We start from the raw sequence: 12,012 nt of genomic DNA on the forward strand, positions 1-12,012 counted from the left end.
GCCACCGGTGGGTCAGGGCTTGCTGACGGTGAGCATCCCGAGGCACATCTCGTCGGTCGTGCCGTCGCCCCACACGACGTACCGGTCGGGCTGGCCCTCGAAGGCCGGGAGCCGGTCGCGCAGCTCCTGGGAGTGCCGGCAGCTCACCTTCACCTGGTCGCCGGGGCGCAGCCTGACGGGGTCGATCGGGATCCCGCCCTGGTCGTCGAAGTCCCAGACGGGGATGTCCATCACCGTCCTGGCCCGGGGAGTGCCCGGGTTGAGCTCGATCTTGATCTCCTTGCCCAGCAGGTGCATGTGGCCGGCCACGCCGTGGATGGTCATCGGCTCGTTGAAGGTCCGCAGGCACTCGGTGTGCTCGCCGGGCTCCCAGCCCATGCCGCAGAGCTGGTGGAGGAGGTTGGCCGTCTTGTCGCCGTCGGGGCCGATCCGACCGCGCAGGTCGAGCAGCGAGGCCTCCCGGTCGCAGAGCCGGCTGTCGTCGTGCCCCTCTCGGCACGGCATCTCGACCGGCGCGGGCAGCAGCAGGGTCTCGAGACCGGTCATCCCCTTGCCGCGGGAGCTGAGCCGCAGCTGGGTGGCGCTCACGTCGGGCTGCGGGCCGGCCAGCAGGTTGTAGTGGACCTGCATGATCACGCGGCTGCCCTTGTCGAGGCGCACCCCGTGGCCGGGCTTCGTCACCGTCTCCTCGCCGCCGGGCGCCCACGCGGCCAGCCAGTCGGAGTCGGTGAGCGCCTCGCCCGGCGCGGTCTGCAGGCCCGACCCGCCGAAGCAGGTCCACCCCGGACCCTCCTCCCCCGCGTCGAGCTCCTCGGCGCGCTCGACCTCGTCGGGCTCGACCTTGAACAGGATCACGTGGTGCACGACCTCGGGGTTGCCGGGGAGCACGTGGGTGCCGGTGAGGAACGCCGGCTTCTCCAGCTGGGGGTCGATGAGGAAGCAGCGGTAGTCGTCGGTCCCGGTGCTCGTCGGGGAGGCCGGGGTGTAGGCCTCGTCCATCGACACCGTCACCCGGCGCTCGCCCGGGCGCAGCTTCTTGCCGCCCACGGCCTCGGCGTCGTGGTGGTCCTTGCCCGCACCTGCGTCGGAGGACCCGGCGGACGCGGACGGCTCCACGAGCTCGTCGGTGGCGCCGGCCTCCTCGGCGTCCTGCGAGCAGGCACCCAGCAGGGCCAGCGAGAGCGTCGCGGCCGCCAGGGCGGCGAGGCGGCTCCCGCGGCGGGCGGGGCGCGCGGCCCGGCGGGTCATCCCGGCGGCCAGGTGAACGGACGTCCGCCGAGGACGTGGAGATGGGTGTGGAAGACCGTCTGGCCGGCACCGGCCCCGGTGTTGAAGACGAGGCGGTAGTCCCCGGCCAGCCCCTCCGCCTCCGCGACGGAGTCGGCGAGGCGCACCACGTCGGCGAGCGCCTCGGGGTCGCCGGTCGCCAGCTCGACCGCGTTGGCGTGGTGGGCCCTCGGCACCACCAGCACGTGGGTGGGCGCCTGCGGGTTGACGTCGCGGAAGGCGACCGACCGGTCGGTGGCCTCCACCACCTCGGCCGGCACGTCACCGGCCACCAGCCGGCAGAACAGGCAGTCGCCCGTGTGGCCGGGATCACTCGAAGAGCTCATGGCCGAAGAATCGCACGCAACCGCGACCCGTGTCTCGCATCCCGGCAGGTGGTCTCACGCCGGACGCGCCGGGGGGGGTGAACCCGGAGCTGGGCCCGCGCGTCCCACTAGCGTGACGACCATGCGCGCCCCCACCTTCCGCACCAGCGTCCTCGCCGCCCTGATGGGCGGCACCCTGGCCCTCTCGGGCTGCACCGAGGCGGCCGACCCGGGCGACGACGTCGACACCCCGACGACCGCGAGCACCCCCGACACCTCCCCCGCGGACGCGGGGTCCAGCGCCGGGGAGCCCTCGTCGTCCGCGGGCGCTCCCGGCTCCCCCTCGCCCTCGGCCGCCCCGACGGCGGCCACCGGCGACCGCACCGTGGCGGTCTACTGGGTGGGGTCGACCCCTCGGGGTCCGCGCCTCTTCCGGGAGTTCCGCCGGGCCCCCGGGCCCGACGCGCTCGCCGGGGCGGTCGACCTGCTCACCTCCGGCGAGGCCCTCGACCCCGACTACCGCTCCCTGCTCCCGGCGGGCTCCGTGGAGTCCGTCGTGCACGACCGGGACGCCGGGCGCGTGGTGGTCGAGCTGCGGGACGACGCGTGGACGACGCCGGCACCCGGCACGTCACGTCGCCGGGCCCGCCTCGCGGTGCAGCAGCTCGTCCACACGGCGCAGGCAGCCGTGCAGGAGCGGGTCCCCGTCGTCGTGACGCTCGGCGGCGTGCCGACGACGCTGCTCGGCGTCGACACGCGCGAGGGGGTCCGGCAGGCCGACCCGCTCGACGTGCTGGCGCTGGTCAGCGTGACGGCCCCCGAGCAGGGCTCGGTCCTCGAGGGCTCCTTCCGCGCGCGCGGGGTGGCGAGCGCCTTCGAGGCCACCGTGCCGTGGGAGCTGCGCCGGGGGTCGGAGGTCGTCCTGGAGGGCTTCGCCACGGCCGAGGGGTGGATGGACCGCCTGTACCCGTGGGAGACCGACGAGATCGACGTCTCCGGCCTGGAACCCGGGCGCTACACGTTCGTCGCCTCGACCGGCGACCCCTCCGGCGGCGAGGGCCCCGGTCCGACGGTCGACACCAAGGAGGTCGAGGTGCGCTGACCCGGCGACCTGCGTCGGGCGGTCAGGCCCACCGCGCGGTCCGCGCCATCAGCGCCCCCACCGCGACCACGCCGGCCGTGGAGGTGCGCAGCACCTCGGTGCCGAGCCGCAGCGTCCGGGCACCCGCCTCCTCGAGGACGGCCACCTCCTCGTCGGTCAGCCCGCCCTCGGGCCCCACGACGACGACGACCCGCCCGTCGGGCACCTCGAGGCCGGAGACCGTGGCCGCGGCGTCCTCGTGCAGCACCACCGCGAGGTCGGCGCCGGCGACCAGGTCCGCGACCTCGGCCGTCGACGCCAGCGAGGACACCTCGGGAAACCAGGAGCGTCGCGACTGCTTGGCCGCCTCCCGGGCGGTCGCCGCCCACTTGCCGTGGGCCCGCACGGCGCGCTCGCCCTTCCAGACGGCCACGCTGCGCGCCGCGCCCCACGGGACCACGCGGTCCACGCCCACCTCGGTGAGCACCTCCACGGCCAGCTCGCCGCGGTCCCCCTTCGGCAGCGCCTGGACGACCGTGAACGAGGGCGCCGGTCGCTCGTGGCGCTCGACGTCGACGACGCGCACCTCCAGCCGGCGCTTGCCGGTGACGGCGACCTCGCCGACGACGCGGGTGCCCAGGCCGTCGGTCAGGGCCAGCCGCTCGCCGACCCGCAGCCGCCGTACGGCCACGGCGTGGTGCGCCTCGTCCCCCTCCACCTGCACCACGGCGCCCGGGCGGGCGTCCGTCAGGGACGGCACCCAGTGCACGGGCAACGACACGGCGACGTCCCCGCTCAGCTGCCGTTGAACGCGTCGCGCAGCCGGCCGAAGACCGACTTGGACGACGACCGCACGGTGCCCTCGGGCGACTCCTCGCCGCGCAGCTCGGCCAGCTCGCGCAGCAGCTCCTCCTGGCGGTGGTCGAGCCGGGTCGGCGTCTCGACGACCAGGGTGACGACGAGATCGCCCCGCCCGCCGCGCAGCCCGGGCACGCCGCGACCCCGGAGGACCTGCTCGGTGCCGGACTGCGTGCCCGGGCGGACCTCGATCTCGGTCGAGCGCTCGCGCTCGTCGTCGTCGTCCAGGTCGGCCTCGAGGAGGTCCAGGGTGAGGGTCGTGCCGAGCGCGGCGGCGGTCATCGGGACCGCCACCGTGCAGTGCAGGTCGTTGCCGTGCCGGATGAAGGTCGGGTGCTGCGCCACCCGGATCTCGACGTAGAGGTCGCCGGGCGGGCCGCCGCCGGGGCCGACCTCGCCCTCGTGGGCGAGCTGGACGCGGGTGCCGTCGTCGACGCCCGGGGGGATCTTGACGGTGAGCGTGCGGCGGGACCGCACCCGGCCGTCCCCGGCGCACTCGCGGCAGGGGTCGGCGATGACCGTGCCGAAGCCGCGGCACGCGGCGCACGGGCGCAGGGTGCGGATCTCGCCGAGGAAGGAGCGCTGCACCTGGGCGACCTCGCCGGCCCCGCGGCAGGTCTCGCAGGTCTGCGGGTGGGTGCCGGGGGCGGCCCCCTCGCCGTGGCAGGCGGAGCAGACGACCGCGGTGTCGACCTTCAGCTCCCGGGTGACGCCGAACGCCGCCTCCGCCAGCTCGACCTCCAGCGCGATCAGCGCGTCCTGGCCGCGCCGGGTGCGCGGCCGGGGTCCCCGACCGCCGCCCGGCGCGCCACCTGGCGCGGCGCCGCCGAAGAAGGCGTCCATGATGTCGGTGAAGGAGAAGCCCGCCCCCTGGCCGAAGCCCCCGGCGCCACCGAACGGGTCGCCGCCCCGGTCGTAGTGGGCGCGCTTCTGGGGGTCCGACAGCACCTCGTAGGCGGTCGTGACCTCCTTGAAGCGCTCCTGCGTCTCGGGGTCGGGGTTGACGTCGGGGTGCAGCTGGCGCGCCAGCCGCCGGTAGGCCTTCTTGATCGTGTCCGCGTCGGCGTCGCGGGGGACGCCGAGCAGCTCGTAGAGGTCCTGGCTCAACTTGGTCCTTCGGATCGGAGTGGGGTGGTGACGTGTGGGGGTGCCGGACGCCTCAGGCCTCGTCGAGGATGCGGGAGACGTAGCGGGCGACGGCCCGGACCGCGGCCATGGTGCCGGGGTAGTCCATGCGCGTGGGACCGACGATGCCGAGGCTGGCGAGCGCGTCCTGGGCCGGGCCGTAGCCGGTCGCCACGACGCTCGTGCCCGCGAGCTCGGTGTAGGGCCCCTCGTGGCCGATGCGGACGGTCACGGCCCCGGCGTCGGCCGCCTCCCCCAGCAGCCGCAGCAGCACGACCTGCTCCTCCAGCGCCTCCAGCAGCGGCCGCACGGTGGTGTCGAAGTCCTGGCCGAAGCGCGCGAGGTTGGCGGCGCCGCCGACCGCGACGCGCTCGTCGCGGCGGTGGTCCGACATGGCCTCGGTGAGCGCCTCGACGACCGCCGCGGTGAGCGCGACGTCCTGCTCGGGGACCTCCTCGACGAGGACGCCGAGCGCGGTCGAGGCGTCGGCGATGCGTCGTCCGGCGGCGACCCGGCCGATCCGCTGGCGCAGGTCGAGGAGCTGCTCGTCGTCGACGTCGCAGGACTCCCGGGGGAGCTCGACGAGGCGCTGCTCCACCCGCCCGGTGGAGAGGATCAGCACCACGAGCAGGCGCCCGGGCGCCAGGAGCACGACCTCGACGTGCCGCACGGTGCTGCGCGACAGCGTCGGGTACTGCACGACGGCGACCTGGCGGGTCAGCTGGGACAGCGTCCGCACGGAGCGCTGGACGACGTCGTCGAGGTCGACGGCCCCGTCGAGGAAGGAGGAGATGGCGCGCCGCTCGGCGGTCGACATCGGCTTGACGGTGCTCAGCCGGTCGACGAAGAGCCGGTAGCCCTTGTCGGTCGGCACCCGGCCCGCGCTCGTGTGCGGCTGGTGGATGAACCCCTCGTCCTCGAGCGCCGCCATGTCGTTGCGGACCGTCGCCGGGGAGACCCCCAGCCCGTGCCGCTCGACGAGCGCCTTCGAGCCGACCGGCTCCTCGGTGGCGACGTAGTCCTCGACGATCGCGCGCAGGACGGCGAGCTTGCGATCCTCCGACACGGCTCCTCCGTCCTCTGCTGGGGCTCTCCCTGGGCTGGCGATCCGGGTGCTGGCACTCCGGACCCACGAGTGCCAAGTCTACTAGGCCCTGCGAGCCGGGCTAGGCTCGACGGCATGCCGGAGCTCGTGGAGGTCGCCGACCGGGTCTGGGTGGCACGCTACGCCGCCCACGACGTCAACGTCACGGTCGTGGGCGGTGAGCGCGGCGCGCTCGTCGTCGACACCCGCGAGTCGGAGCAGGCGGGCCGCGAACTGCTGGAGGACCTGCGCCGCCTCGGCCTCGTCACCGTCACCGCCGTGGCGTGCACGCACGACCACTTCGACCACGTCGGCGGCAACGGCGCCCTCGCGGCGGCGTACCCCGGTCTCGAGGTGGTGGCCCACGAGGACGCCGCCGTGCCCGGGGTCACCCGGACCTTCTCCTCCGTCCACGTCCTCGACCTCGGCGACCGTGCGGTCGAGCTCTTCCACCCCGGCCGCGCGCACACCTCGGGCGACCTCGTCGTCCGGGTGCCCGACGCCGACGTGCTCGTCGCGGGAGACCTCGTCGAGGAGGCGACCCCGCCTTGGTACGGCGAGGACTCCTGGCCGATGGAGTGGCCCGTCGCGCTCGACCTGGTCCTCGGGCTCGTCTCGCCCGGGACCGTCGTCGTCCCCGGGCACGGCGCCCCGGTGGACCGCGACTTCGTCGAGCGCCAGCGTGCCGACGTCGGGACGGTCGCGGAGACCCTGAGGGACCTCGTGGGCCGCGGCGTGCCCGAGGCCGACGCGCTGGCCGCGGCGACGTGGCCGTTCCCACCCGAGCACGTGGCCGCCGCGGTGCCGCGCGCCTACGCCCAGCTGCCCCGGGCGCAGAAGCTCCTCCCCCTCGTCTGAGGTGTGACCCCGCCCACCCCCGGGTACCGCTCCCCCATGAGCGACCAGGACCCCACTCCCCAGGCCCCCGAGCCTCCGCGGGCGCAGAGCACGACGAGCCCGGCGGACGCCGACCACGGCGCGGGCGACGCCGCCCCCGACGAGCGCACGGTCGCCGGCATCTCCGACGACCAGCTCCCCGAGGACCTGCGCCCGGGTGACGACAACCCGCTGGCCGAGCCCCTCGACCCCGAGGACCCCGCCACGAAGTCGTCCGAGGAGCTCGGGATGCGCGAGGAGGGCGGCACCGACCAGGACGACACCGCCCAGGACGACGACGGGCAGGCGGCACGGGGCTCGGACTCCGCGGAGGCGCGCGAGGGCGGCGACGAGGGCCAGGCGGGGATCTCCAGCTGAGACCCGCCGGCGGACCGACCGGCGTCGACCCGGTCCGGATCCGAGGCCGATCCGGACCGGTCCCGCGCGTCCTCACCCGGGTCGTCCCCGCCACGTCCTAGCGTGTCCGGGTGCCTTCCCCCTCCGACCGCTACGGCTCCGACGTCCTCTCGACCGACTGGCGCGCCCCGAAGCGCGGCCGCGCCCAGGAGCGCCCCGCCGAGGTGGGCCTCGTCGTCGAGGAGGTGACGACCGAGTGGTGCGGGGAGATCGTCGCGATCGACCGTGACCTGCGCACCGTCACGCTCGAGGACCGGCGACTGAAGCGGCGGACCTTCCCGCTGGGGCCAGGCTTCCTGCTCGAGGGCGCCCCGGTGGTGCTCACTCCCCCGGTCCAGCGGGCCGCCCCGGCCAAGGCCACCCGCACGGCGTCGGGTTCGGTGGCCGTGCACGGCGCCAAGGCCCGGGTCGCCCGGCAGAGCCGGATCTTCGTCGAGGGCCGCCACGACGCCGAGCTCGTCGAGAAGGTGTGGGGCGACGACCTGCGGATCGAGGGCGTCGTCGTGGAGTACCTCGGCGGCGTCGACGACCTGGCCGACCACCTCAAGGACTTCCGTCCCGGTCCCGAGCGACGCGTCGGGGTGCTGGTCGACCACCTCGTCCCCGGCTCCAAGGAGAGCCGCATCGCCCAGGGCATCATGCGCTCGCCGGTCGGCAAGCACGTGCTGGTCGTGGGCCACCCCTTCATCGACATCTGGCAGGCGGTCAAGCCCGAGCGGCTCGGCTTCCAGCGCTGGCCCGACGTGCCGCGCTCCATCGACTGGAAGAAGGGCACCTGCCAGCAGCTCGGCTGGCCGCACCGGGACCAGGCGGACATCGCCCGGGCGTGGAAGCACGTGCTGGGCGGCGTGCGCGGGTTCCAGGACCTCGACCCGGCCCTGCTCGGGCGGGTCGAGGAGCTGATCGACTTCGTCACCGCCCCCTGACGAGCGCGCCCGGGCACGGCCTCACCGGCCGTCCGGATCGCGTCGGGTCAGTCGGCCAGGAGCTCGCGCACGACCCCGTCGGCCAGCAGCCGGCCCTCCCGGGTCAGCACGAGCCGGTCCCCCTCCTGCAGCACGAGGCCGCGGGCGACCACGCCCGGGACGCCGGCGCGCTCCCGCTCGGAGAGCGCCACGAGCGGCAGCCCCTCCCGCAGCCGCAGCTCGAGCAGCACCCGCTCGACGTGGCGGTCCTCGTCGGAGAGGACCTCGCGCCCGTGCGCCGGGCTCGCGCCCGCGGCGAGCCGGGCGGCGTACGCGGCCGGGTGCTTGACGTTCCACCACCGCACGCCCCCGACGTGGGAGTGGGCGCCCGGGCCGACGCCCCACCAGTCGGCACCGCGCCAGTAGAGCAGGTTGTGCAGGCAGCGGCTCTGCGGACGCCGCGCCCAGTTGGACACCTCGTACCACTCCATCCCGGCGGCGACCAGGCGCTCGTCGGCCAACAGGTACTTGTCGGCCAGGTCGTCGTCGTCCGGCACGGGCAGCTCGCCGCGCCGCACCCGCCGGGCCAGGGCCGTCCCCGGCTCGACGATGAGCGAGTAGGCGGAGACGTGGTCCGGGGACGACGCCAGCGCGGCGTCCAGCGACGTCTCCCAGTCGGCCTGCGACTCCCCCGGGGTGCCGTAGATCAGGTCCAGGCTGACCTCGTCGAAGCCGGCCGCCCGGGCCCACTCGACGGCGAGCGGCACGCGGGCGGGGTCGTGGGTGCGGTCGAGCGTGGCCAGCACGTGCGGGACCGCCGACTGCATCCCGAACGAGATCCGGGTGAAGCCCGCCTCCCGGAGCCGGGCCAGCCCGTCGCGCGTGACGCTGTCGGGATTGGCCTCGGTCGTCACCTCGGCGTCGGGCGCGAGCCCGAGCTCGGAGCGGACGGCTCCCAGCATCGCGACGAGGTCGGCCGGCGGCAGCAGGGTCGGCGTGCCGCCGCCCACGAAGACGGTGCGCACCTCGCGCGCGGCCTCGCCGAGCACCCGGCGGGCCAGCCGCACCTCGGCGACCGCCTGATCGGCGTACGACGCCATCGACGTGTCGCCGACGTCCCCCAGCTCCGACGGGGTGTAGGTGTTGAAGTCGCAGTAGCCGCACCGGACGCGGCAGAAGGGGACGTGGAGGTAGACGGCGAGCGGGCGGCTCGTCGCGCCCACCAGGGCCGAGGCGGGCAGCGAGCCGTCCTCGGGGGCGGGCTCCCCGTCGGGCAGGGCTGAGGGCACGCCCCCATCCCACCACGCCGGTCCACGCCTGGCCCACCGCGGTGCCCGCCGGGGACGCGACAGGGCCCCGCGGTCCACCGCGGGGCCCTGCTCACGACGCCCTACCGGCCCGGGGGCCGGACGAGGCCGTCAGGCGTACATCTTCTCGATCAGGTCGTTGTAGTTGCTCTCGACGACGTTGCGCTTGACCTTCATCGACGGGGTGAGCTCACCGGACTCGATGGTCAGGTCGTGGTCGAGCAGCTCCCACCTCTTGATGGTCTCCCAGCGGTTGAGCTGCGAGTTCATGTCGTCGACGTAGCCCTGGACCATGTCCTTGACCTGCTGGCTGCGGACGATCTCGGTGTACGAGGCGCCGGCCATGCCGTTCTCCTCGGCCCAGGTCGCCATCGCGTCGGGGTCGAGGGTGACCAGCGCGACGCAGTAGTTGCGCTCGTTGCCGAAGACCATGAACTGGCTGGCGTAGGGGCAGACGGCCTTGAACTTGGACTCGATCGCCGGCGGGGCGATGTACTTGCCGCCGGAGGTCTTGAAGAGCTCCTTGATCCGGCCGGTGATCCGGAGACGACCCGCCTCGTCGATGGAGCCCTTGTCGCCGGTGTGCAGCCAGCCGTCGGGGTCGAGCGACTTGGCGGTCTCCTCGGGGAGGTTGTGGTAGCCCTCCATCACGCCGGGACCCTTGATCAGGACCTCGTCGTTCTCGCCCAGCTTGACCTCGGTGCCGGGCATCGGCGGGCCGACGGTGCCGAACTTGTTGCTCGACGGGCGGTTGACGAACGTGCCGGCCGAGGACTCGGTCAGGCCGTAGCCCTCGAGGATCTGGATACCCGCGGCGCCGAACCACTCGGCGATGTCCTGGTTGAGCGCGGCCGCGCCCGAGATGAAGAAGCGCACGCGTCCGCCGAAGCGGTCACGGATCTTGGCGAAGACGATCTTGTCGAGGACCTTGTGCTTCAGGCCCAGGCCGAAGGGCACCGAGCGGCCCTCCTCCTTGAGGCGCTCGACCTCGATGCCGACCTCGAACGCCTTCTTGAAGATCTTCTCCTTGGCGCCGCCCTCGGCTGCCTGCATCGTGACGATCCGACCGTGCGCCTTCTCGAAGATGCGGGGGGCCGCGCCCATGAAGGTGGGCTTCACGATGCCGAGGTTCTCGACGATCTTGTCGACCCGGCCGTCGATCGCGGTCGGGAAGCCGCAGGCCATCTGGGTCGAGAGCAGCACCTTGCCGAACGAGTGGGCCATCGGCAGCCAGAGGAACTGCAGGTCGTCCTCGCTGAGGATGCCCAGCGACTGGATGGCGCTGCCCTCGTAGACCCAGGACTCGTGCCGCAGCCGCACGCCCTTCGGGCGGCCGGTGGTGCCGGAGGTGTAGATCAGGGTGGCGAGCTGGTCGGGGCGGATGGCCTCGGCCTTGGCCTCCAGCACCCCGGGGTTGGCGGCGAGGTAGGCCTCGCCGAGCGCGGAGAGGTCGTCGAGGTTGATGACCCAGTCACCGTCGGTGCGACCCTCGAAGGTGACGACCTTGGCGACGTAGGGCAGCTCGGACTTGCGGTTGACCAGCTTGGCGATCTGCTCGTCGTCCTCGGCGAAGACCACCCGGCTCTCGGAGTCGGACAGGATGTAGGCCGTGTCCTCCTCGTTGGTGGTCGGGTAGACCGTGGTGGTGGCGCCCGCGGCGCACATGATCGCGAGGTCCGCGAGGACCCACTCGTAGCGCGTGCTCGAGGCGATGCCGACCCGCATCTCCGGCTGGAGCCCGAGGGAGAGGAGCCCGCCGGCCAGGTTCCGGACGATCTCGCCGGCCTGCGCCCAGGTCACCGACTCCCACGACTCGGACTTCGTCGGGTAGCGGAACGCCTCGCGGTCCGGTGACTTCGCGACCCGGTCGTAGAACTGGACGGCCACGTTGGGGTGCATCGTCGCCAGGAAGCTGGTGTCGTTGGTGTTGGGCATGTCTCCTGCGCTTCGGTTGTGGCGCCCCTCGTTGCCGGCCGCCGTGCTGACTGCTTGGAGGTAACCTAGATCACTAGGTGACTCGCCGGTAGCACTTCTCGCCTTTGCCCCGGAATTCGGGCGGATCTCGCCTGCGGCAAGGGTTTCCGGCCCCTGCACGACCTCAGCGGCGGGCGGCCGAGGCGGCGTACGCCTCCGCCTTCTCGCGCAGGTGCTCCGCGAGCCCGTCGACCTCCAGCAGCCGCGGGAGCAGGGCGCGCTCGGTGGTCACGGCGCGGAAGGCCAGCCCCACAGTGACGTCGTGGGCGGGCCGGTGGACCACCTCGACCGCGTCCCCACGCTCGACGACGCCCTCCTCGAGCACGCGCAGGTAGGCGCCCGGGTGACCGTGCTCGGTGAAGCGTCGCACCCAGCCGCCCTCCTCCAGCCCGTGACGGCCCAGCCAGCTGGTGAAGACCCGGCAGGCGGTGCGCACCGAGGCCACCTCGACCAGGGCCGTCCCCACCCGCCACCGCTCCCCCAGCCGCGCCTCGGTGACCTCGAGGCCGGAGGTCGTGAGGTTCTCCCCGAAGAGGCCGTCGCGCAGCGGGCGGTCGAGCACGGACTGCCAGTGGTCGAGGTCCTCGCGCGCGAACGCGTACACGGCACGGTCGGGCCCGCCGTGGAACGTGAGGTCGCAGACCGAGTCCCCGTCCAACCCGGTCCGGCGCACGCCCACGGGCCCGGCCTGGGGGTGCTTGCGGATCGCGGTCCGGCCGACGCGACCGGTCCACGGCCCGCCCTCGGGGCGGCCGACGTTGACGGCGATGACCTGCGCGCTCACCCCGGCACC

At 74.1% G+C, this 12,012-nt stretch carries 12 protein-coding genes; 4 read left to right on the plus strand and 8 right to left on the minus strand.

Annotation, left to right across the window (positions count from 1 at the left end):
* Positions 1–12: 12 nt before the first annotated feature.
* Positions 13–1,248 (minus strand): hypothetical protein, encoded by a 1,236-nt coding sequence (locus tag DNK53_RS11580; RefSeq protein ID WP_110182508.1) that lies wholly within the window; start codon positions 1,246–1,248, stop codon positions 13–15.
* Positions 1,245–1,613 (minus strand): histidine triad nucleotide-binding protein, encoded by a 369-nt coding sequence (locus DNK53_RS11585; RefSeq protein ID WP_110182509.1) that lies wholly within the window; start codon positions 1,611–1,613, stop codon positions 1,245–1,247. The genes DNK53_RS11580 and DNK53_RS11585 overlap by 4 nt, the downstream gene beginning before the upstream one ends.
* A 121-nt stretch (positions 1,614–1,734) precedes the next feature.
* Between DNK53_RS11585 and DNK53_RS11590 the strand changes: the two genes are divergently transcribed.
* Complete coding sequence (locus DNK53_RS11590; RefSeq protein ID WP_110182510.1) at positions 1,735–2,694, plus strand: Gmad2 immunoglobulin-like domain-containing protein; 960 nt, start codon at positions 1,735–1,737, stop codon at positions 2,692–2,694.
* A gap of 22 nt (positions 2,695–2,716) precedes the next feature.
* Here DNK53_RS11590 and DNK53_RS11595 read toward each other — a convergent pair whose 3' ends face one another.
* From DNK53_RS11595 to hrcA, 3 genes are read right to left on the minus strand one after another with little or no spacing between them, the layout of a single operon-like run.
* Positions 2,717–3,454 carry a 16S rRNA (uracil(1498)-N(3))-methyltransferase gene (locus DNK53_RS11595; RefSeq protein WP_110182511.1) on the minus strand — a complete coding sequence of 246 codons (738 nt, stop codon included), beginning with the start codon at positions 3,452–3,454 and terminating at the stop codon, positions 2,717–2,719.
* A gap of 14 nt (positions 3,455–3,468) precedes the next feature.
* Positions 3,469–4,638: a molecular chaperone DnaJ gene (gene dnaJ, locus DNK53_RS11600; RefSeq protein ID WP_110182512.1), complete on the minus strand. Its 1,170-nt coding sequence runs from the start codon at positions 4,636–4,638 to the stop codon at positions 3,469–3,471.
* A gap of 52 nt (positions 4,639–4,690) precedes the next feature.
* A complete protein-coding gene (gene hrcA, locus DNK53_RS11605; protein ID WP_110182513.1) occupies positions 4,691–5,722 on the minus strand; it encodes a heat-inducible transcriptional repressor HrcA in 1,032 nt (343 codons plus the stop codon).
* Between the two features lie 114 nt (positions 5,723–5,836).
* Here hrcA and DNK53_RS11610 point away from each other — a divergent pair, with 114 nt between their 5' ends.
* From DNK53_RS11610 to DNK53_RS11620, 3 genes are all read left to right on the plus strand, one after another.
* Positions 5,837–6,598, plus strand: coding sequence for an MBL fold metallo-hydrolase (locus DNK53_RS11610; RefSeq protein ID WP_110182514.1), 762 nt, complete (start codon positions 5,837–5,839; stop codon positions 6,596–6,598).
* Between the two features lie 36 nt (positions 6,599–6,634).
* Positions 6,635–6,994, plus strand: coding sequence for a hypothetical protein (locus DNK53_RS11615; protein ID WP_110182515.1), 360 nt, complete (start codon positions 6,635–6,637; stop codon positions 6,992–6,994).
* 110 nt (positions 6,995–7,104) lie between these two features.
* Positions 7,105–7,959 carry a DUF3097 domain-containing protein gene (locus DNK53_RS11620; protein WP_110182516.1) on the plus strand — a complete coding sequence of 285 codons (855 nt, stop codon included), beginning with the start codon at positions 7,105–7,107 and terminating at the stop codon, positions 7,957–7,959.
* A 47-nt stretch (positions 7,960–8,006) separates the two neighbouring features.
* Here the strand turns inward: DNK53_RS11620 and hemW are convergent, their stop codons facing one another.
* The 3 genes from hemW to DNK53_RS11635 form a co-directional block, all read right to left on the minus strand.
* Positions 8,007–9,227, minus strand: coding sequence for a radical SAM family heme chaperone HemW (gene hemW / locus DNK53_RS11625; protein ID WP_110182517.1), 1,221 nt, complete (start codon positions 9,225–9,227; stop codon positions 8,007–8,009).
* A gap of 129 nt (positions 9,228–9,356) precedes the next feature.
* Positions 9,357–11,180, minus strand: a complete 1,824-nt coding sequence (locus DNK53_RS11630) for an AMP-dependent synthetase/ligase (protein WP_110182518.1) — start codon at positions 11,178–11,180, stop codon at positions 9,357–9,359.
* 163 nt (positions 11,181–11,343) lie between these two features.
* The gene (locus DNK53_RS11635; protein WP_110182519.1) at positions 11,344–12,003 is read right to left on the minus strand and encodes an MOSC domain-containing protein; all 660 of its coding nucleotides are present in this window, start codon (positions 12,001–12,003) and stop codon (positions 11,344–11,346) included.
* Positions 12,004–12,012 lie beyond the last annotated feature (9 nt).

The organism is Nocardioides solisilvae, assembly GCF_003194625.1.
In the GTDB taxonomy this organism is placed as follows: Bacteria; Actinomycetota; Actinomycetes; order Propionibacteriales; family Nocardioidaceae; genus Nocardioides; species Nocardioides solisilvae.